A 21,718-nucleotide genomic window follows, 5' to 3' on the forward strand; every position below is an offset into this window, starting at 1 on the left:
CTTGGTGTTTTTTAGGATTCAGTCAATCGATAAAAGCGAACTGTATTCTTATATATTTGTTCTGCAACTTTCTCTACTGGAAATTTTTTTATTACACTAACTTCTTCTAATACATCTTTAATCATACAAGGGTGTGTTATAGTATTCTCTTGAAATTCCCACGGTCCATCCGTTTCTACCATCATATATTCCAGTGGATAATACGAAACGATCTTTCTAATTTTCTCCTTATGTAAAACATCTGGTGTGATAGAAATATAATAACCATTCCTCACCATCCGTCCCATTGTCGCTTCATTTCCTTTAAACCAATGGAAGTGTGCACGTGAAATTTTATATTCTTCAAGTAAATCACATACAATATCGGCATCTTCATAAACTGCGTGTAATACAATGGGCAAATCATATTCACTAGCTAGTTCTATAAATCGTCTCAATATCGCCACGTATGAATCTATAGTAACCCCTTCATCTTCTTTCGTTAAATAATACGGCAAGCCCACTTCACCAATCGCAATGATTTCCTCAGCATGAGCTTCAATTAATTTGAATATGCGCTCACATTCTTCTTTATGAATCGGTTGCTCCGGATGAAATCCTATTGCTGGGTGTATGAAAGGGAATTTCTTTCCTAAAGATAAAGTTTCCTTACATGATTGATAATTCATAGATACCGCAATAAGCCCCTTTACCTCTTTACTATTTTCCAAATCTTTAAGTAATCTACTTTTCTCTTCATCCTTATATTGATCAACATGTATATGGCTATCAATCCACTTCATCTTTATTCCTCCATAAAAAAAACAAGAAAGGAACCCCCTTCTTGTTTTATCATCTATATTATTTAACAATTAAGTTTGTTATGATATCAAATAATCCAATACATACTACGGCAACAGTAAAGTAGCTACAGAAATCTTTAATTGGAAACCTCACTACTTCTTCTTTACGCATCCCATTTTTCTCCCTTCTTACTAAATCCCTAATTATTTTCATCTATTTGTATCTATTATGCAAAAAATATGACAAATTTACTATCGAATTAACTTACGTAAACCTTACAATGTTGTAAGGTTTATAAAAAGAGCCCCATCTACATACAGATGAGGGTTATTAAAAAGTAGTTGGTTTTTCATTCTTCCTTACATTACAAACAGAAAGTAATACATTAGACTTTCTACTTATACTATATTAAATTTACTATCTTTTAACTATCGAATTACATTACAGAAGGATTACATGTTTGTAAGCCATGCGTAATGTAATTCGATAGTTTTCCATATCTATATTTCGTACAATACAGTTAGAAAGTAAGCCAAATAAGAAGAACGCTCACATAACCAAATTACATTGCTAGTAGCTACTCTTCTTATACCTTTCACTCATGCTACTACAATGTACCCCCTTCCCCTTTATATAATAAAAAAAGCCTTAGCCCATATGGACTAAGGCTTTTTTATGAACTTCAAAATACCCCTACCTAGTATTTTGATTTTCGACAAAAAATAGGTAGGGGTATATTCGCTATCTCATCGCTAAAAGTTTACTCTTCGCATTAATAGGAATATTTACAGCTTCAATTTCTTCAATTGACTCACCGTAGCGTCCTTTTGCGTACACTTTTAATGCTTCATCTCTCTTTAATATATGCTTAACAGTCTTCTTTATTTTTTGTTCTCTTCCACGTTCGTCAAATGCAATAAATTCATATTCATACCACTCATCACCAACATGCTGACCAATTGTATTCACAACCGTATAGTATTCTTTCGTCTTATAAAGCGGATTATATTTATCAATAACTGGTCCAAGTTTTGTAGGCAGTAACATTACTACTATCACTAGCATCGCTATTATAGTAGTGATCATTTTTTTCTTCATAATAAACATTCCTCCTCTGCAGGATATATATACATCCATTTTAAGAAGAAGCAATAAAATCTACTATTGAATCTCATTACATTACACTTACATTTTTGTAAGAATAAAAAAAGGTGAACGATTTTACTCGTTCACCTTTTAGCTCGCTTTAAAGCCCCCACCAAGCACATCACGCACATCATGAATAACAACGAAAGCATCTTCATCTACTCGGCTAATAACTTGCTTTAACTTAACAAGCTCTTGTTTATTAATAACAACATATAAAACTTCTTTATTTTTTCCAGTATATCCGCCGCGTCCTTCTAATACAGTGACACCGCGTGTCATGTTTTTCGTAATAGCCTCACGTATTAAATCTGGTTGATTTGAAATGATTGTAACAGCCGTTTTTGTATCCATTCCTTCTACAATGAAATCAATCACTTTCGCACCGATGAATACTGCAACAAGTGTGTACATCGCTTTTTCTTGTCCTATTATAAATACAGAACCAGCAATTACAACGATATCAATAATAAGTACGCCTTTACCAACGCTCCACCCTAAATATTGATTTGCTAACTGTGCTAAAATTGCCGATCCTCCTGATGTACCTCCAGCTTTGAACATACAGCCTAATCCGATACCTACAAACAAACCAGCAAATAAAGCTGCTAATAGCGTATCACTATTTACATGATATTCAATATGTTCTGTAACATATAAAAACAAGGATGTTTCTACAATCCCTAAAATCGTATAAACCATCGTTTTTTTATCAAAAAACTTATAACCAATAGCTAGTAAAACTGCATTTATAGCAAAGTTCACAATCCCTGGTGACCAATCAAATAAGTAGTACGTAACAACCGTTAAACCAATAATTCCACCTTCCGATAAACGGTTTGGAATTGCAAAGTAATTAATACCAATTGCGAATAATAATGAACCAATTGTAATTAGTGTTATTTCCTTTATACGTTGATTAACCATAATTCATACCCTCCCCCATTTGACATTGTATCACTATCTCCTAGAGGTTTAGAAGTGGTTTTTATTCCGCATTTTACCTCTTAAAGATCGAGATATTATGTTTAAACAAAGGGTTGATTAATTATTCATATTTTCTCTAACTACACAAACAAATCGCTCCACATTCCCTTTCTGAATATACCTAGCTCTAACCCTTTCATGATTACAAGTAAATTCAAAACATGGACAGAGATCTATGTCATCTATATGCAAATACGGATACTCTTCAAATATTGCAGGGTAGCACGAAAATTTCCCGTAAAAAAGGAGACGTCTAGTAGTGGCAGCGAAAATCCCCTGCCGGTAAGCTACGGTAAAATCATCCTTCTCAAATATCCCTACCACAACAGCTAAAATCTTTTCGTCATCCTCTACATATTTTTTCATACTCGATAAAAGTTCATTCATGCATATTCCTCCAAATTCTATTCATTGTTTTAATACTTGAAAAGAATCCATGGATTATTACAGACCGGTTTAACTCTTTTATAAAGTATGAAACGCGTTTCCTGTCAAAGACATTTCAAAAAATAATCCGTTATGCGATTATACACATAACGGATTAAGACTAAACTGTAGAGCGTTCCACAAGTTCATACGGAATCTCCACCTTTTCTTGTTTATAACTCTCGTTGCTCACTTGCCTATAAAACATTTCAAAAGCGTTTTTGCCTATCTCCTTTAAATTTTGATCAATCGTTGTCAACTGTAACACTTGTGAAATAGGTTGATTATCAAAACCAATAATCGCCAAATCCTCAGGAACTTGAATACCTAACTTTTCAACTTCTGTCATAATCCCAATCGCAACTTCATCTCCTGCTACTATTAACGCTTCTGGGAGGACCTGCATCTCCTTTAACTTATGAGCCGCTCTCACACCATCTTCTAATGTAAAACATTCTGTAAAAATCCACTCTTCATTAACCTCTTCATCTATGGATTGTAATTGATGTTTATAAACATCAAAACGTTTTTGACTACTTGGCCCTAATTTCCTTCCCGTACAATAACCAATTTTTTTATAACCTTTTTCAATAAGATAATTCATTCCTAACTGAAAGGCTGCCGAATGATTTGTATATACACTTGAGATATTTGAAATATCATTATCTTCACAAGCAATTATTGTGCCGTAAGAAGCATACGGTTCTATCGTTTCCCAATCATTCGCACGCGAGCAAATAATAAGGCCGTCCAATTGTTTTGTTTTTAGCATATGTAAACTTTTCATTTCTTCTTTTTTATTGTAATTCGTTTGGCAAAGTAACACCCTGTAATTATGAGCTAACGCCACCTCCATCATTCCACCTACCATCGCATCAAAACACGGATGATTAATGTAAGGTAAAATTACACCAACAATATTTGTCTTCCCTTTGGATAAATGAACAGCGTTTGCGTTTTGTGAGTAATTCAACTTCTCAACTATCTCAATAACCACTTTCCTTTTTTCTTCACTTACATATGGGTGATCATTTAGCACCCTCGAAACGGTCGTAACTGAAACTCCGGCCATCTTTGCGATATCTTTAATATTAGCCATACACTCACCTCTCCTTTTAACTTAATGAATTCCATGAACATATGTCAAATCTTCTCATCATTACACCTTCATTCGTTTTTCTTACAAAAGTGTAATTTTCCTGTAAGCTAATTCGATAGTGACTCTTCCCAATATCTTATACAATTAAGTCAGAAACAGGGCAACAACTATTCGAAAAGGAGCGGATCAATATGATGAACAAAATGAAGAACAACAAATTTACGAATACAATGGGCATGGTATTGTCCGCTCTTATCGATGCAAAATCTGTTGCTTCTACATTAAACAAGTAAGGAGAGTATATTATGAATAACATCACTTTTAACAAATTAGATTTTTTAGGACTAGCTAGCGGCTCTCTTTTTCTTACTGCTTTTATTTACGCTGCTACGCTTATATAAACTTTGTGTCCCCTTTCCCCTTTATATATAGAAAAAGACGACCGTCTATGCCCGGTCGTCTTTTTTACTTTTGTTTCGATTGCAAAGTTTCCTTTAGTTCTTCAAATTTTTCGTTTAATTGATCTGTCATCATTTTCATAGCCGTTTTTCGATCTATTTGTTCTCCGGCATCAATTTGAATCGGATCTCCAAAAACTAATTGCGCTTTTTTTCCTTTTATTAATTCTTTTACACTTGATGGACCAATATAAGCTGCCGGCACTAATGGAACGTTAGAACGCAGTGCAATCGTAACAGCCCCCGCTTTTAATGAAACGTCTTCTGTTGATCTCGTTCCACTTGGGAAAATCCCTACTACTTTTCCCTCTTTTAATAAACGCGATGGAATTTTTAATGTGCTCGGCCCTGGATTCGCACGATCTACCGGAAATGCATTTACATTTTTAAAGAACCAGTTTTTGAATTTCCCTTCAAATAATTCTTTTTTGGCCATGTAATGAATTTGGGTTGGATACATCCCAGTTGCTAACATTAAAACGTCCATAAAACTCGTATGTGTACACGCAACAACGTAAGGGCCGCCTTCCGGTAATTTCTCTCTCCCTTGTACTTCTACTTTCCCAGCCATTTTAAATATATATTTCAACGAAAATGTAATTGGTTTATACATTTGTTTCGTTCCTTTCTAAATATCCGAAGTATAATCATTTTCTTACAATGATTATAACACTAAGTTTTAGGAGTTGGTAATAAAAATAAGTATTTATTGTTAAATTTCAATTCTTACAAAAGTGTAATTTTCTTGTAAGCTAATTCGATAGTGACTCTCCCCAATATCTTATACAATTAAGTCAGAAACAGGGCAACCATTTGAAAAGGAGCGGATCGATATGATGAACAAAATGAAGAACAACAAATTTACGAATACAATGGGCATGGTATTGTCCGCTCTTATCGATGCAAAATCTGTTGCTTCTACATTAAACAAGTAAGGAGAGTATATTATGAATAACATCACCTTTAACAAATTAGATTTTTTAGGACTAGCTAGCGGCTCTCTTCTTCTTACTGCTTTTATTTACGCTGCTACACTTATATAAACTTTGTGTCCCCTTTCCCCTTTATATATAGAAAAAGACGACCGTCTATGCCCGGTCGTCTTTTTAAATTTTTCTTTCTTTTAACTCTTTTAAAAGCTGTATCAGTTCAGCTTGTTGTTTTACCTTCTTACGACCATTTCGATTAATTGCTGCAAGCTCGCACGCAACTCCGATGGCGAAGAAAAACAATAAACTTTCTAACATGTTAAATCCTCCAATTGCCTATTAAACCGCTTGGCGTAATTGCTCTTCTTGTAAAACTTGCTTATTTATATTTTCTTCTTTTCTCTGACAAACGTTATTGCGAATAAGTGCTGCAATAACAAGTAAAGTTCCTACAATATCAAACATTGTTATTTGATACCCTTGTATCATCATAATAATCAAAGTCGTAATGGGTACAAAATTAATAAATAAAATGCCGTTAATCGATGATAAGATTTTCACACCGTAATTCCAAGCGAGTAGCGCTACGATTCCTGGTAATGTCATCATAAATAACAAATCATACTTCACGATAGAAATCGTTCCCATACTTGGGACTGGAACATACCCAAGCACCGTAATCATTACAGTTATAATTCCTGTGACAGTCGTACCAAATACACACGTCAATGTAGAATAGCGTAATGTTGACCAATCGCTACAAGTTTGACCACCCATCGTATAAATAACCCAACCTACAACACCAACAAATATAAACGCTAGTGAAAACATGTTATCTTTCAATGTTAAAAAGAAACTCATATCACCTTTCGTAATAACAAACACAGCTCCTACAAAAGCGATAATCATGCTCGTTATCATATATTTTTTCGGTTTTATATGCTTATATCCCCATAAAATACAAATGGAAATCATCGGCATGAGTGCTTCCATAATGGAGGCTACCATTACACCTGATTTCCCCATTAACATTTGACCTAAAAATATGAGTACATTATATACAGTAAACGCCATCGTTCCAAAAAAGACGAGTAACTTTCCCCTTCCTTCTAAACGAAATGCCTTTTTTCCTTCTTTCATTAACAATAATACAATCAGTACTATCGCCACTGCTCCATAACGAATAAGTGAAAAATAAAATGGATCTATGTATTCTAGCGCATGATCAGCAACCGGAAACATCGCTCCCCATGACATACTTGCAATTAAACATGCCAAAGCTCCTATTACTATTTGACCTCTTCTCACCATAATCCCCCGCTTCTTTCTATTTGCACAAAGAAAATTGTAAAAGAAAAAACATATCACGTAAAACGATTCAAAATGATGTTAACTATCATTTATAATGATAGTTAACATCAAGGGGGAGCATACAATGGAATTACGAGACTTACAAATCTTCCAAAGTGTTGCCGACCGCGGTAGTGTAAGCGGCGCAGCAAAGGAATTAAATTATGTACAATCAAATGTAACCGCACGTATTAAACAATTAGAAAACGAGCTAAAAACACCGCTCTTTTACCGTCATAAACGAGGCATGACTTTAACAGCTGAAGGAAGAAAAATGCTCGTTTATGTTAATAAAATTTTGCAAGATGTTGAAGAGCTAAAACAAGTGTTTCTAGATAGTGAAACACCATCTGGTATATTAAAAATCGGTACAGTCGAAACAGTAAGTACATTGCCTACCATTTTGTCTTCTTACTATAAAAGCTATCCAAACGTTGATTTATCATTACAAGCTGGTCTAACCGAAGAACTTATTAGAGAAGTCCTTGACCATCAATTAGATGGCGCCTTTATATCAGGTCCTATTAAGCATCCACTAATTGAACAATACGATGTTAGTACAGAAAAATTAATGCTCGTGACACAAAATAAAGCTTTTCATATAGAAGAATTTACTACGACGCCCTTACTCGTTTTTAATCAAGGGTGTGGATACCGTTCCAAACTAGAACGATGGCTTAAAGATGAAGGTTTGCTACCAAAAAGAATTATGGAATTTAACATATTAGAAACAATATTAAATAGTGTAGCACTCGGTCTTGGGATTACACTCGTGCCCCAGTCCGCGGTACAACATCTTTCTACAGCAGGTAAAGTACACTGTCATCCGATTCCCGAGAAATACGGTAGTATTTCAACTGTTTTCATACGCCGCAAAGATAGCTACATGACCAATTCAATGCGTAGCTTTTTAAAAACAATTGAAGAGCACCATCACATCAATATGCTTTAAAAGACATTCTTACACGAATGTCTTTTTTTCTTACAAAAGTGTAAGTCTCCCGTAAGATAATTCGATAGTTGTAGTTCATCATTTTCCCTATAATTAAGACATAAAGCAGGGCAACAACAATTCGAAAAGGAGCGGATACGCATGATGAACAAAATGAAATCAAACAATTTTTTTAACACAATGGGCATGGTGCTATCCGCACTTGTCGATGCAAAAGCAGTTGCAACTACATTAAACAAATAAGGAGAGATTATAATGAACAACATTACTTTCAACAAATCAGACTTTATCGGACTTGCAAGTGGAGCGACTCTTCTTACAGCTTTCATTTACACACTTGCTCAAAGTCTTGTTTAACAATTCGTTTCCCCAAACCCCTTTATATATAGAAAAAGCTGCTCGTCTTATAGACAAGCAGCTTTTTAGTTTGTTTCATATATAATTTGGCCTGTTTTCATAATATCGTATCCGCCAATCGCTTTTAACTCATTATGAAATTCTTCCGATTGCAGAATGTCTTTCATAACTTCAATAAGTTCTTCATTGTCTTTATTCTTCAAAATTACTAAATCATACTGTTCTTTCATTATCGGAATAAAGTCTACATTTACAATTTGCGAAACCTTTTCCGATCCTACCCCAACATCAGCTTTTCCGTTCGCAACTTGCGTGGCAACACCAAGATGACTCGATTCTTCCCATTCATATCCACTAATATGTTCTTTATTTAACTTTTGAATTCGTAATTGTTCATCCACTAGCACCCTAATACCAGAGCCTTTTTCTCGATTTACAAATTTTATAGAGGACCCGGATATGTCAGCCCATGTCTTTATTTTCTTTGGGTTTCCTTTTTGAACATAAAACCCCACATTTCTTGCCAATAAATTGATCATAATACACGGTTGTCCAACTAAAATACGTTTTACGTAAGGAACATTATAAGTACCCGTTTCACCATCAAATAAGTGTAAACTAACTACACTTCCTTCTCCTTGGTACATCTTCACTAAACTTGTTAAACTACCTTGATACGCTCTTAATACATTAGAATTTAGCAATCGATTTTCTATACGTTTTGCCAACATATCTAACGTTAGTTCTTGCCCGCTAATGATGCATGTATTCAAGATACTACTATCGTCATTCTTTACAGAAGTAACTTGTATCTTTCCTGTTTTCATTTGCTTTATATATTGTTCTAAATCCGCTGTATCAATGCGCATCTGTCTACCAACTCTATAAGAAGGAAGTTCTCCTTTTTTAATTAAGTCGTATACAGTTAGTTTTGATACTTTTAATCGCTTCGCTACTTCTTCCGTTGTGTAGGAATGATGATCCATAGACGATTCCTCACTTTCTTCCTTCATTGTAACAAAGAAAAGAATATTTCTCCTATTTTTTAAAAACAACCATATTGTTCAAATTATATTCAATTATAACTAGTTATAATTAGTTATATTTAGTTATAATTAATTATATCAAAACGAAAGGGGATTTTTTTATGAACAAATTCACATTACGATCTATTGGGGCACTTATACTTTCTTTCCTTCTTATATTTAGTGCTGCTTGTACAAGCGTGGAAAAGAAAGAGAAGTCAGTTGCTAAAGAGATAAAAACAGTCGAACTGACTATATCAGCTGCTGCTAGCTTACAAGATGCATTAAAAGAAATTGAAAAACAATATAAAGAGAAAAAGCCTAATATTAAACTTTCTTTTAACTTCGGTGCTTCTGGTGCACTTCAACAACAAATCGAACAAGGTGCGCCTGCTGATTTATTCTTCTCTGCAGCAGAAGATAAATTCCAAACACTTGTTAAAAAAGGATTCATTAATGAAAAAGAAGGAAAAAACCTTCTTGGAAATGAACTAGTTCTAGTCGTCCCAAAAGATAGCTCTCTTACAAAAATTCAAGATTTAAAAGATGAGAAAATCAAAAAAATCGCACTTGGTACACCTGAATCTGTACCCGCTGGGAAATATGCAAAAGCTTCTCTCACACATGAAAATCTTTGGAATGACATTCAAAATAAAATCGTATTTACAAAAGATGTTCGCCAAGTGTTAACATATGTAGAAACAGGTAATGTCGATGCTGGTATTGTATACAAAACAGATGCTCTCATTTCAGACAAAGTAAAAATTGGCGAGACGGCAGCAGCTACTTCTCATGAACCAATCCACTATCCTTTAGGCGTTATAAAAGAATCGAAGCATAAGAAAGAGGCGACTTCATTTTATGAATATTTGCAGTCAAAAGATGCACAATCTATCTTTAAGAAATATGGATTTACAGTCCTATCATAATTGCCATGAGCTTTGATGATATTTTGTCACCTGTCTTTTTATCTTTACGAGTAGCTGCATACGCCACCATTATCGTCACAATTTTAGGAACGATTATCGGTCGGTCACTAGCACGCTCCTCATGGAGATATAAAGTAATACTAGAAACTATTTTCTTATTACCAATGGTACTTCCACCAACTGTAATCGGCTTTTTTCTCATTATTATTTTTGGAAATAACAGCCCCATTGGAAAGTGGATAGAATCGGTATTTCAGCAGTCCATTATGTTCACATCTACTGCTGCTATCATTGCTTCTACAGTTGTCGCATTTCCGCTCATGTATCAATCAGCAAAAACAGGATTTTCGATCGCAAATGTACAAATTGAAGAGGGCGCTCGCGATCTCGGCGCCAGTGAATATCAAGTTTTTCTACACGTTACACTACCGCTTGCATTTCCTGCATTACTAAGCGGTATGATCTTAAGCTTTGTTCGTGCACTAGGAGAATTTGGTGCTACACTCATGTTTGCTGGGAATATTCCTGGCAAAACACAGACAATCCCAACAGCAATTTATATGGCCATTGATGCAAGTAATATGCAACTCGCTTGGACACTTGTAATTATCACTATCAGTATGTCACTCATATTTCTCCTATGTATTCAGCTCATTAATAAAAGAATTACTAATTCTTAAAGCAGCTTTCGACAAAAGCTGCTTTTTTATTTCTTAGGAAATAAAAAATACTATATAAAGTGACTGAATTTTACCTTTTATTTAAATATACATTCTATTTGAATTTACTTTCTAAAATAGGCAATTTCCTGTTATTATATGGAGGTGTTTGAAAAAATGAAGAAATGAAAACGCATTTATATCGTGAATTCTTCATCCTGTTTTAGCGATCGGTAATCTTCTACTCTATTAGTGGGGCATTACCGATCGTTAGAACGATATGTAATTATATTGGTATAGCAAACCGAAGGGAGTCTTGTAATGGACATTTTATTAGCGCTTCTTCCTGCAATTGCATGGGGAAACATCTTATTAGTAAGCGTAAAAATGGGCGGTGGTGCATATAGCCAAACGGTAGGTATGACAATCGGTGCTCTATTCTTCGCAACAGTTATGTATGTATTTACTCAACCAGCTTTAACAATGACAATCTTGATTGTTGGTTTTATTTCAGGTTTATTCTGGGCTTTAGGACAAGTAAACCAATTAAAAACAGTTGAAAAGTTAGGTGTTTCTACTACTGTAACGATTTCTACTGGTATGCAACTTGTTGCAACTTCTATCTTTGGAGTTATCGCTTTCCGCGAGTGGACTACTACAACAACGATCATTATGGGAACGATTGCAATCCTATTAATCGTAGTTGGCGTTGTATTCACATCATTAGATGATAAAGAAAATGCACAGCCACCAGGACAATTGAAAAAAGGACTTCTTACTTTAATTGTTTCTACTTTCGGCTATCTTGTATATGTAATTATTATTCGTTGGTATAACATTGATGGTTGGTCTGCTATTTTACCACAAGCAGTTGGTATGTTTGTCGGTGCGGTTGTACTGACATCTAAACATAAGCCATTTAACAAATATGCAATTCGTAATGCTTTATCTGGTTTACTTTGGGGAACAGGAAACTTATTCTTACTTCTTTCATTACCACGTGTCGGAGTAGCGACAAGCTTCCCATTATCTCAAACTGGAATCGTTATCTCAACATTCGGTGCGATTGTCTTCTTAGGTGAAAAGAAAACAAAACGTCAATTGATCTTTATTGCACTAGGTAGTGTTTTAATTATCGGCGGCGCTGTATTACTTGGTCTAACAAAAGCATAAACTTATATTCTATTAAAAACCCCTGAGGCATATGTGTCCCAGGGGTTTTTTCGATTTTAATTATTTTCTAAATATAATTATTTACACGCACTTGTCCTTTATAGTTCTTCTTCCACTCTAGCAAACCAGCTACACATATAAAGAGATTAATAACAGCTAGTATTAGCATGACATATAAACCAGTGGAAATATAAATTACAATGCTAACTACGTTATACAAAATCCATAAATGCCAGTTCTCTAAGATTTTTCGACTTAGCATAAATTGAGCTACTAATCCTAATACAGCATTTAAAGCGTCTAAATATGGACTTGTTGATTCTAAATAACGGACTTGATAATAGCCCCAACCAACCCAAGCAACTAAAATAAAAATTATATAAAAGGTCCACCCCTTTAAATCTAAACGAATAGTTGCTTTTACCTCTTCTTCCCCACTACGTGCAATCCAATAATACCAACCATATACATTAAATATAAATTGAAAGACTGCTAATACTGCCATTGCATATAAATCTTGTATAATGAAAATATACAGAAATAACGTAACGGTAATCATACCAAATAAAAAGTTGGATACTTTTTCTCTTGCTAATAACCAAACATTAACAATCCCCATAACCGATGCGAAAATTTCAATATAACTCGATTGAATGTAAAATCCAACCAATACGCAAATAATACTAGAAATGAGTAAAAAAAGTGGACTTCTAACCATATTTATCTCTCCCCAGATGTTTAATAAATTCCATATCACCAGTATAAGGAACTCCTCTTATTTTTATCATGAATTCCCTTATTCAAAAACCCCCTCATTATCTATCCCATATACGGTAAGTCTTTTCTTTTTACAAAATTCTCTTAAAAATGGTATCGTTTTTTATAACATATCTCTACTAGAAGGGAATAAAGGATATGCTTACTAAACATCGAATTTTATTTATTGGTGCCGGTCGTATGGCAGAAGCTATCTTCTCCGGGTTACTTAAAACGAGTAAAGAATATATCGAAGAAATTATCGTTTCCAACCGAAGCAACATAGAAAAACTAGAACAATTACAAGGGCGATATAATGTGTCCATCACTACAGACTGGAAGCAGCATATTACATCCGTTGATACGATTGTTTTAGCAGTGCCACCAGCTGCACATGAACAGTTATTACAGGAGTTATCTCCTCTTCTAACTGAGCAATTCGTTGTGACCATTGCTGCCGGAATTGGACCATCTTATTTAGAAAAACGGCTTCCTCAAGGGACACCTGTTGCCTGGATTATGCCAAATACAGCTGCCGAAATCGGAAAGTCCATCTCCTTATATACGACGGGACATTCCGTAGGTGAAACGCATCAAGAAACGCTACAACTCCTTTTAAAAGGTATTGGTACCTCACAGTTTTGTACTGAAGAGGAAGTTCATCAACTTACCGCCATTACTGGTAGTGCACCTGCTTTTCTCTATCACTTTGCTGAAGGTTTAATTGAAGCGACGAAAAACTATGGAATTGATGAGAAAACGGCAAACCACCTTGTCATTCAAATGATTGCTGGTTCTGCCGCTATGCTCCAACAAAACGAAGATCCAGCTATGCTCCGAGAACAAGTAACAACACCAGGAGGTTCAACTGCTGAAGGCTTAAAAGTTCTATATGAAAATAATTTTTCAGAAGTCATTCAACAAGCAGTTGAAGCAACAAATAAAAAAGCTAGGGGGAAATAATATGAATTTAACAAGTTTAAAAGACTATACAACATTACATAATGGTGTAAAAATGCCTTGGTTCGGTTTAGGTGTGTTTAAAGTAGAGGACGGATCAGAAGTAATTGATTCTGTAAAAGCAGCTATTAAAAACGGATACCGCAGCATCGATACTGCAGCAATCTATCAAAATGAAGAAGGCGTTGGTCAAGCAATTCGCGAATCTGGTATTCCTCGTGAAGAGCTATTTATCACTTCAAAAGTATGGAATAGCGATCAAGGTTATGAAACAACACTTCAAGCATTTGAAACTACATTAGAGAAATTAGGCCTAGAATATTTAGATTTATATTTAGTACATTGGCCTGTAAAAGAGAAATATACTGAATCATGGAAAGCGTTAGAAAAGCTTTATAAAGATGGTCGTGTTCGTGCTATCGGTGTGAGTAATTTCCACATTCACCACTTACAAGACGTATTTGAAATTGCTGAAATTAAGCCAATGGTCAACCAAGTGGAATACCACCCTCGTTTAGCACAAGAAGAATTACATGCTTTCTGTAAAGAACATAACATCCAGCTCGAGGCTTGGTCACCATTAATGCAAGGGCAACTACTGGATCATCCAATATTACAAGAAATTGCGACAAAATATAGTAAATCAACTGCACAAGTTATTTTACGCTGGGATTTACAAAATGAAGTTGTAACGATTCCTAAATCAATTAAAGAGCACCGCATTATTGAAAATGCAAACATCTTTGATTTTGAATTAAGCTCGGATGATATGAAAGCAATTCAAGCTTTGAATGAAAATCATCGCGTTGGTCCAGATCCAGATAACTTTAACTTCTAGCAGAAAAACCACTGCCATGTGCAGTGGTTTTTTTCACTTTAAAAAAACTGAAAATTTAAACTATGTTTCATTTGATTGACACTTCATTATCCAAGGTGTAAGATTTTGAATTATCAAAGAAACAAAAAAATTAATAAAATTCATTCGTTTACTCATTGTATCAAGAGAGGTGGAGGGACTGGCCCTTTGAAACCTCGGCAGCAGGTTCATTTTGAATACTGTGCCACTTCCTGCAAGCTTTATGCTTGAAAGATAGAATGAGGGACTTCGTTTATATACGGGTACATAACTTGTATGTGAAAATCCCTCTTTCTCAATCAGAAAAGAGGGATTTTTTTATTTTTCATTTCCCTCATCATCATCCAAACTTAATTATTTAGGAGGAAAATCAAATGAAAAAGAAGTTTGTACCCGGTATCGCATCAGTTGTAGGAGTAAGTATTTTATTAACTGGTTGCGGTAGTTATAAAAACGAAGCTAGCGGAGCAAATGCAAAAGACGAGGCATCTAGTAAACAGGTTTTAAACTTATCTTCACCTTCTGAAATACGAACAATGGATACAGCTCGTGCTACAGATACTGATTCCGGTCAAGTAATGAGAAACGTATTTGAAGGTTTGTATAATCTTGGTGAAGGTAACAAACCTGTCCCTGGCGTTGCAAAATCCCATGAAGTAAGTGGCGATAAAACGAAGTACACATTCCATTTACGAGATTCAAAATGGTCAAACGGTACTCCTGTTACAGCGAAAGATTTCGTCTTCGCCTGGCAAAGAGCTGTTGATCCAGCAACAGCCTCTGAATATGCATTTTTATTCTTTGATATTAAAAATGCAAAACAAATTAACAACAAAGAGCTTCCAGCCGATCAACTTGGTGTAAAAGCAGTTGATGACCATACGTTTGAGGTAGAATTAGAGCGTCCTGTTCCGTACTTTATTAGCTTAACGGCGTTCCCAACATTTCTACCAATTAATGAGGAATTCTTTAAAGCACAAGGTGATAAGTATGCTTTAGAAGATAATACAATTTTGTATAACGGAGCTTTTACACTAAGTGATTGGAAGCATGAACAAAGCTTTAAATTTAAGAAAAACCCTACCTACTGGGATAAAGATACTGTCAAGATCGAAGAAATCAATTTCAACATCGTAAAAGAAAAATCAACAGAAGTAAATTTATTCGAATCTAAACAATTAGACCGTATAAAACTAACATCTGACTTCGTTGATAAATATAAAAAAGATGCTAATTTTAAAGAACGTCCGAACGTAGGCGTACAATTTTTACGTATGAATCAACAAAACAAAGTACTTCAAAACGTTTCTGCACGCCAAGCAATTGATCAAACGATTGATCGAAAGTCCTTTGTAAATACGTTATTAAATGATGGCTCTACACCAATCTTTGGTCTCGTTCCAAAAAACTTTGCAAAAGGTCCTGATGGAAAAGACTTCCGTACTACAAACGGCGATTTAACAAAAGTCGATACGAAATCTGCACAAAAATTATGGAAAAAAGCAAAAAAAGAACTAGGTTCTGAAAAGATAACATTAGAATTATTAATAAGTGACGGTGACCTTGAGAAGAAAACTGGTGAGTTCCTAAAAGGACAATTAGAAAAGAATTTAGAGGGCTTAACAGTAAATATAAAACCGCAACCACGTAAACAACAAGTTTCACTCTTATTAAAGGGTGACTATGAAATCGGAATTGATGGTTGGAGCCCTGACTTTGCTGACCCAATTACATTCCTTGAATTGTTTACAACGAATAACCCTTACAACTTAGATCATTACTCTAATAAAGAGTTCGACGAAACAATTGAAAAAGTGAAAACTACTTTAGCTGGTGATGAAAAAGCCCGCTTTGATGCATTACTAGCTTCAGAGAAAATATTATTCAAAGACTCTGTTATTGCTCCTCTTTACCAAAAGGGCGAATCTTATTTAGAGAAATCTTATGTGAAAGGCATTGTACAAGTAGACTTTGCAGGTCAATTAAACTTCAAATGGGCAAAAATTGAAAAATAAAGTGAAACTTTAATCAGCCCCCACCTAACTTCTTTGCTTTCACTGAATTTTGAGGTGGGGATCTTACTGCCCATTAATGCGGGATAAAATGCAACTTTAAATATCGTATTTCCACCAACCCCATTGTTTTTTTGGAAAAATATATTAAAAGTAGATTCCTTAATATGAGTGAATCTACTTTTTTAATATATTATTCCAAGAAATTAACACTTTGTTTTTATTATTGACATATAGTTCTTTCTGGTGTTAATATTCTAAATAATCAAAGAAACGAAATATTTAACCATCAAAATATAATGTCTACTACGTTGAAACATATAACGATACATTATAGTTCAACATGTATATACATATAGAACACATGATTACCTATAAACAAATATTTATACTAGGTTTTATCTCTTTCTATAGCTACTTCAAGACATGGACATTATGACGTTATGAACAACACATTTAGGGAGGAACGAACAATGAAGAAAAAAGTTGTACCTGTTGTTGCATCTGTTTTAGGGGCAAGTCTACTACTAACTGCTTGTGGGGGAAATAAAAATAATGCAAGCGGAGCAAAAGCAAACGATAAAGCACCTGATAAACAAGCAATTAACTTATCATTTGCTTCAGAAATTCCAACAATGGATGTTGCAAAAGCAACGGATGGGGAATCCATGAACGTAATGCGAAATGTTTTTGAAGGTTTATATGCAATGGGCGAAGATAATAAACCAATTCCTGGTGTCGCTGAGTCGGTTGACGTTAGTCCTGATAAAACAAAATATACATTCCATCTTCGTGATTCGAAATGGTCAAACGGTACTCCTGTTACAGCAAAAGACTTCGCCTTCGCTTGGCAACGTGCCGTAAATCCTGAAACAGCTGCCGAATACGCATTCTTATTCTTCGATATAAAGAATGCAAAACAAATAAATCAAAAACAATTACCACTTGATCAATTAGGTGTCAAAGCCCTTGATGACAAAACTTTAGAAGTACAACTAGACCGTCCTGTTCCCTACTTCTTAAGCTTAACGACATTTGCAACATTCTTACCAATTAATGAAGATTACTTAAAATCGCAAGGTGATAAATACGGTTTAGAAACAAATCATTTAATCTACAACGGTGCTTTCACATTAGATAACTGGAAGCACGAACAAGGCTTCCAATTAAAGAAGAATCCTAACTATTGGGATGCTAAAACAGTAAAATTAGAAGAAATCAACTTCAATGTCGTTAAAGATAAGTCTACAGAAGTTAACTTATATGATTCAGGACAAATTGACCGTGTTGCTTTAACTGCGGAGTTTGTTGATAAATATAAGGGCGATCCAAACTTCAAAGAACGTGCTGAAGTCGGCATTCAATTTTTACGACTCAATCAAAAAAATGAAGTATTAAAAAATCAACATGCACGCCTTGCTATTAACGGCGCAATGAATAAAAAAGCATACGTAGAAACAATTTTAAATAACGGTGCTGTTCCAGCTGAAGGAATGGTTCCTGCGAAATTTGCAAAGAGCCCAGAGGGCACTGACTTCCGCAAAGAAAACGGAAACCTAGTCAAAGATGATGTGAAATCGGCGAAAGAAAACTGGAAAAAAGCGAAGCAAGAACTTGGTACTGACAAAGTAACACTTGAACTATTAACAAGTGATAATGCTTTAGCTAAAAAGACTGGCGAATATTTAAAAGGTGAACTGGAAAAGAATCTAGATGGATTAACAGTGAATTTAAAACCACAACCACGTAAACAACAGTTGAAATTATTATTAAGTGGTGATTATGAAATCGGAATTGATGGCTGGGGCCCTGACTTCGCTGATCCTATTACATTCTTAGATTTATTCACAACAGATAGTGCTTATAACTTTGATAAATACTCTAACAAAGAGTACGACGAGCTAATTCATAAAGTGAAAACAGATTTAGCTGGCGATGAAAAGGCGCGCTGGGAAGCAATGAAACAAGCTGAAAAAATCTTATTACAAGATGGCGCTGTCGCTCCTTTGTACCAACAAGGTCGCTCTTACTTACAACGCTCTTTCATTAAAGGACTTGTAACAACTGACTTCGGCGGTGAATTTAACTACAAGTGGACAGAAGTTGCAAAATAATAAGTACCATGAAAAGGTATCCAATTAAAGGATACCTTTTTTACTGTATACTTCATTAATTACAGGGTCTCTTCCCTTTATCATTTCTTTTATACCTATAGTGAGCCCCACTACCAATTGTGTAACTAGTCTAATAAACAATAATAAGATAATATTTTCTCTAAATTAACTCCGACGAATATTATTTTATAATAGCCATTCGCTACACATGTTGCGGTCAATAATCCTCTTTCCCATCTTTTTGGATTGAACTAAAACTCATCATAAATATAAATGCAAACATCAAATATGTTTTCCACGTTAAAGAAGGTATATGCCCTGACCAAAGATAGCTAATTAAATAGTTAATTCCCATAATACAAGATGAAGCTACTAAACTAATACTTATTAGTTTTACATATTTGAGCATACATTTTCTCCTTACCTCATTCTTTTTCCATTTCTTCAAACTGTAGGTTCACTGGCTCTCCTAGAAGAGTTTCATAAAAGCTTTCTGCCAAATCCGTTACAGGAATTTTTTCATCCACCTCATCAAATCGAATACTATCTAGCCAGACACAACCTTCTCCTGATAATAAAACACCAAATGCAATACCAAGTGCTTCTTCTTTTATATCTAGTACAACCGAGTACGATTGCCAGTTATTCGTATTTTTAATTGGACGATTTTGCATGTTATCCATAGCAATCGGCTCTGTATGTTTTCCATCTACTCTCATCCACAATCCTGCCCAATCTTTTACATTCTCACTCTTAATAAATGCTGTTAAACGTAATCTCTTTCCTACATATTTATCCGCTCGGAACATTTGCATTAATGTTGAAAATCCTCCGTGCGTAACATTCTCTTTTGCTTTTATGTATGCAGATACTTTTCCTTGATGAACAACTTCATAATCTAAACCCATCTCATATTCAGCAGGATGACTTCCACTTAAGATCCATCCTTTCGGTATACCTTTTTGCATTGAAACACCCTCTCTTTCTATATAAAATGACTGGAAGTACTTTCGATATTTCTTTGGTGGCAATTGAAACATTTTTTTAAAAGCTCTAGTAAATGCCTCTTGTGAGGAAAAACCGTATTGCACTGCAATATCAATAACAGCTCTTTCAGTCGATACTAAAGCCTGTGCAGCATGAGTTAATCTTCTCTTTCGAATATAATCCGTTACACTCATCCCAATATACCTTTGAAAAATACGATGAAAGTGGTACATCGATACTGCACTGCGAGATGCCACCCCTTCTGTTGTAAGCTCCTCATGTAAGTGATCCTCTATATATTCAATTGCCTTTTTTATTATCTCTTTATATTCTTCATGCATGTTAGTACCTCCTCACAACTTCAATTTACCATATACATACAAATTATTTTTGATTTAAATTGCGGATTAACCCTTGTGACTATAAGATAATAATTTATTTTCAACACATACATAATTACATGATTTTGGGAAAAACTTGTATAGAACAAATGTACATAAGGAGGAATTTATAATGAGAATTTTACTATCAATTTTATTAGCTCTTATGCTAGTACCTGCATTAACAGGATGTAAAGCTCCTGCAAAAGAAGATGCAACTTCTAATAAAAAGACGACTGAAGAAGCAAAAAATGAAGCTCCTGCAGATTTAAAACTTAACTTTAATGAATTTAGTTTGGATGCAGACTATCAAGATACGAAGAAAGACTACGAAGCTGATTACAAAAATGTAGCAGCTGATAAGAAAATGGAAGCAAAACTTGAAGACCATAAATCAAATGCGAAGTTGACAGGTGACGAGGCTATTACAAAATTAAGCCCACTTCTACAAGAATTAAAATTTGATAAAGATACTCCTGACCAAGAAGTAATCGATCAAGTAGTAAATGTGTTCAAACTTGATAAAGACTATCAAAAATTCGATTTAGAAGTTGTCTTCTCTGACGGAACGAAAAAAGAATATAAACGAGAAATAAAATAAAGAAGTAGGCGGTAGTAAGAGGAAAAAATAACCTTGCATGTGCAAGGTTATTTTTTCGTTTCTGTTTGAAAACGTTTATAGTATGTCGATGCTGTTGCAAAATTAATTTCTATATCACGAATTAATGATGAATCTTCTTCTTTAGCTAACTTCTGTAATTTTTTCATCGCTTGTTCCGATTCATTCAAGAAACCAACATATACCTCATGTTCTTGCTCTTTCGACTTCGGAACATGAATTTCTTTACGTATATTATCAATATCTTCTAACATGCTCGTTGTTACTTTTTGCACATCTTCTTTATATGCAGCATTCGTTATTTCCTTACCGCCCTTTTCCTTTGCCACTTCAAATAACTGCAGTGCTTTATTGATTTCTTTATTCATTTTTATATCATATTTTTCATGTACTGCGCTGTATTCTTTCATTTCTTCTGTTTGTTCTGTAGATTGCTCTACCTTTTCTTTCGGTTCTTTCGTATCTTTATTTCCATTACATCCTGCTAGAAGGATCATACTTCCCATTACAGCAATACCCAAAACCTTCTTCATCTCGAATTCTCCTTTTATCTACAGCTACTACTAATTATAGTTTCTTTTATCTCCACTTGTTATTATACCGAGAACGCCCTACTTTTTACACTTAAGACGATATCTTAATATACATACCAACATTTTTGTCACAGTATCGTCACTTTATGCAAATAACTTTTGCATCACCTTACTACACCACATTACAAAAACTGTAAGCATAATAAAAAGACCTGGTAATAACTTTAC

The 21,718-nt window shown here is 34.6% G+C and carries 25 protein-coding genes and 1 riboswitch; of the genes, 12 read left to right on the top strand and 13 right to left on the bottom strand.

From position 1 onward, the window contains the following. Positions 1-11: 11 nt before the first annotated feature. From JDS95_RS25350 to JDS95_RS25370, 5 genes are all read right to left on the bottom strand, one after another. Positions 12-782: a TatD family hydrolase gene (locus tag JDS95_RS25350; RefSeq protein ID WP_002042516.1), complete on the bottom strand. Its 771-nt coding sequence runs from the start codon at positions 780-782 to the stop codon at positions 12-14. 742 nt (positions 783-1,524) lie between these two features. Further along, positions 1,525-1,881: a YxeA family protein gene (locus JDS95_RS25355; protein WP_000728435.1), complete on the bottom strand. Its 357-nt coding sequence runs from the start codon at positions 1,879-1,881 to the stop codon at positions 1,525-1,527. A gap of 138 nt (positions 1,882-2,019) precedes the next feature. After that, positions 2,020-2,856: a YitT family protein gene (locus JDS95_RS25360; RefSeq protein ID WP_000248049.1), complete on the bottom strand. Its 837-nt coding sequence runs from the start codon at positions 2,854-2,856 to the stop codon at positions 2,020-2,022. A 117-nt stretch (positions 2,857-2,973) separates the two neighbouring features. Beyond that, positions 2,974-3,303: a PH domain-containing protein gene (locus JDS95_RS25365; RefSeq protein WP_001004255.1), complete on the bottom strand. Its 330-nt coding sequence runs from the start codon at positions 3,301-3,303 to the stop codon at positions 2,974-2,976. A 160-nt stretch (positions 3,304-3,463) separates the two neighbouring features. Further along, complete coding sequence (locus JDS95_RS25370) at positions 3,464-4,441, bottom strand: LacI family DNA-binding transcriptional regulator (RefSeq protein ID WP_085451145.1); 978 nt, start codon at positions 4,439-4,441, stop codon at positions 3,464-3,466. Positions 4,442-4,746: 305 nt separating this feature from the next. Between JDS95_RS25370 and JDS95_RS25375 the strand changes: the two genes are divergently transcribed. After that, a complete protein-coding gene (locus tag JDS95_RS25375; RefSeq protein ID WP_001060005.1) occupies positions 4,747-4,842 on the top strand; it encodes a DUF3948 family protein in 96 nt (31 codons plus the stop codon). A gap of 64 nt (positions 4,843-4,906) precedes the next feature. On the opposite strand, the gene JDS95_RS25380 is transcribed toward JDS95_RS25375, so the two are convergent. Next, complete coding sequence (locus tag JDS95_RS25380; RefSeq protein WP_000277795.1) at positions 4,907-5,512, bottom strand: lysophospholipid acyltransferase family protein; 606 nt, start codon at positions 5,510-5,512, stop codon at positions 4,907-4,909. A 334-nt stretch (positions 5,513-5,846) separates the two neighbouring features. Between JDS95_RS25380 and JDS95_RS25385 the strand changes: the two genes are divergently transcribed. After that, on the top strand, positions 5,847-5,942 hold the full coding sequence (locus tag JDS95_RS25385; RefSeq protein WP_001060006.1) for a DUF3948 family protein: 96 nt from the start codon (positions 5,847-5,849) through the stop codon (positions 5,940-5,942). A gap of 63 nt (positions 5,943-6,005) precedes the next feature. Here JDS95_RS25385 and JDS95_RS25390 read toward each other — a convergent pair whose 3' ends face one another. Beyond that, complete coding sequence (locus JDS95_RS25390; protein WP_000894062.1) at positions 6,006-6,146, bottom strand: YrzO family protein; 141 nt, start codon at positions 6,144-6,146, stop codon at positions 6,006-6,008. Between the two features lie 21 nt (positions 6,147-6,167). Then, complete coding sequence (locus JDS95_RS25395; protein WP_001252497.1) at positions 6,168-7,136, bottom strand: DMT family transporter; 969 nt, start codon at positions 7,134-7,136, stop codon at positions 6,168-6,170. 127 nt (positions 7,137-7,263) lie between these two features. Here JDS95_RS25395 and JDS95_RS25400 point away from each other — a divergent pair, with 127 nt between their 5' ends. Both JDS95_RS25400 and JDS95_RS25405 read left to right on the top strand, forming a co-directional pair. Beyond that, positions 7,264-8,130 carry a LysR family transcriptional regulator gene (locus JDS95_RS25400; protein ID WP_000423063.1) on the top strand — a complete coding sequence of 289 codons (867 nt, stop codon included), beginning with the start codon at positions 7,264-7,266 and terminating at the stop codon, positions 8,128-8,130. A gap of 255 nt (positions 8,131-8,385) precedes the next feature. Beyond that, positions 8,386-8,487, top strand: coding sequence for a DUF3948 family protein (locus JDS95_RS25405; RefSeq protein ID WP_001060020.1), 102 nt, complete (start codon positions 8,386-8,388; stop codon positions 8,485-8,487). Between the two features lie 65 nt (positions 8,488-8,552). On the opposite strand, the gene JDS95_RS25410 is transcribed toward JDS95_RS25405, so the two are convergent. Continuing rightward, positions 8,553-9,500: a helix-turn-helix transcriptional regulator gene (locus tag JDS95_RS25410; protein ID WP_000657124.1), complete on the bottom strand. Its 948-nt coding sequence runs from the start codon at positions 9,498-9,500 to the stop codon at positions 8,553-8,555. A 134-nt stretch (positions 9,501-9,634) separates the two neighbouring features. On the opposite strand from JDS95_RS25410, the gene modA reads away from it, so the two are divergent. From modA to JDS95_RS25425, 3 genes are all read left to right on the top strand, one after another. Beyond that, the gene (gene modA, locus JDS95_RS25415; RefSeq protein WP_199690862.1) at positions 9,635-10,441 is read left to right on the top strand and encodes a molybdate ABC transporter substrate-binding protein; all 807 of its coding nucleotides are present in this window, start codon (positions 9,635-9,637) and stop codon (positions 10,439-10,441) included. A gap of 5 nt (positions 10,442-10,446) precedes the next feature. Next, a complete protein-coding gene (gene modB, locus JDS95_RS25420; RefSeq protein WP_002037814.1) occupies positions 10,447-11,121 on the top strand; it encodes a molybdate ABC transporter permease subunit in 675 nt (224 codons plus the stop codon). A gap of 300 nt (positions 11,122-11,421) precedes the next feature. Continuing rightward, positions 11,422-12,273 (top strand): GRP family sugar transporter, encoded by an 852-nt coding sequence (locus JDS95_RS25425; protein WP_000353551.1) that lies wholly within the window; start codon positions 11,422-11,424, stop codon positions 12,271-12,273. A 67-nt stretch (positions 12,274-12,340) separates the two neighbouring features. Here the strand turns inward: JDS95_RS25425 and pnuC are convergent, their stop codons facing one another. Then, the gene (gene pnuC / locus JDS95_RS25430; protein ID WP_000252474.1) at positions 12,341-12,991 is read right to left on the bottom strand and encodes a nicotinamide riboside transporter PnuC; all 651 of its coding nucleotides are present in this window, start codon (positions 12,989-12,991) and stop codon (positions 12,341-12,343) included. A gap of 197 nt (positions 12,992-13,188) precedes the next feature. On the opposite strand from pnuC, the gene proC reads away from it, so the two are divergent. The 4 genes from proC to JDS95_RS25450 all read left to right on the top strand — a co-directional run bounded on the left by proC (position 13,189) and on the right by JDS95_RS25450 (position 18,971). After that, positions 13,189-13,992, top strand: coding sequence for a pyrroline-5-carboxylate reductase (proC, locus tag JDS95_RS25435; RefSeq protein ID WP_199690863.1), 804 nt, complete (start codon positions 13,189-13,191; stop codon positions 13,990-13,992). A 1-nt stretch (position 13,993) separates the two neighbouring features. Continuing rightward, the gene (locus JDS95_RS25440) at positions 13,994-14,827 is read left to right on the top strand and encodes an aldo/keto reductase (protein WP_199690864.1); all 834 of its coding nucleotides are present in this window, start codon (positions 13,994-13,996) and stop codon (positions 14,825-14,827) included. A gap of 154 nt (positions 14,828-14,981) precedes the next feature. Beyond that, positions 14,982-15,086: riboswitch (SAM riboswitch) on the top strand. Positions 15,087-15,219: 133 nt separating this feature from the next. Then, positions 15,220-16,860, top strand: coding sequence for a peptide ABC transporter substrate-binding protein (locus JDS95_RS25445; protein WP_199690865.1), 1,641 nt, complete (start codon positions 15,220-15,222; stop codon positions 16,858-16,860). Between the two features lie 470 nt (positions 16,861-17,330). Continuing rightward, positions 17,331-18,971, top strand: a complete 1,641-nt coding sequence (locus JDS95_RS25450) for a peptide ABC transporter substrate-binding protein (RefSeq protein ID WP_199690866.1) — start codon at positions 17,331-17,333, stop codon at positions 18,969-18,971. A 217-nt stretch (positions 18,972-19,188) separates the two neighbouring features. Here JDS95_RS25450 and JDS95_RS25455 read toward each other — a convergent pair whose 3' ends face one another. Beyond that, positions 19,189-19,380, bottom strand: a complete 192-nt coding sequence (locus JDS95_RS25455) for a hypothetical protein (protein ID WP_000922535.1) — start codon at positions 19,378-19,380, stop codon at positions 19,189-19,191. A 16-nt stretch (positions 19,381-19,396) separates the two neighbouring features. Further along, positions 19,397-20,299, bottom strand: coding sequence for a helix-turn-helix transcriptional regulator (locus tag JDS95_RS25460; protein WP_199690867.1), 903 nt, complete (start codon positions 20,297-20,299; stop codon positions 19,397-19,399). Between the two features lie 172 nt (positions 20,300-20,471). Here JDS95_RS25460 and JDS95_RS25465 point away from each other — a divergent pair, with 172 nt between their 5' ends. Beyond that, positions 20,472-20,939 (top strand): YusW family protein, encoded by a 468-nt coding sequence (locus tag JDS95_RS25465; protein ID WP_001221529.1) that lies wholly within the window; start codon positions 20,472-20,474, stop codon positions 20,937-20,939. A 47-nt stretch (positions 20,940-20,986) separates the two neighbouring features. On the opposite strand, the gene JDS95_RS25470 is transcribed toward JDS95_RS25465, so the two are convergent. After that, positions 20,987-21,490: a hypothetical protein gene (locus JDS95_RS25470; protein WP_000756534.1), complete on the bottom strand. Its 504-nt coding sequence runs from the start codon at positions 21,488-21,490 to the stop codon at positions 20,987-20,989. Between the last annotated feature and the right edge of the window lie 228 nt (positions 21,491-21,718).

This window comes from Bacillus cereus group sp. N24 (genome assembly GCF_016483345.1).
GTDB classification, from domain to species: Bacteria; Bacillota; Bacilli; order Bacillales; family Bacillaceae_G; genus Bacillus_A; species Bacillus_A toyonensis.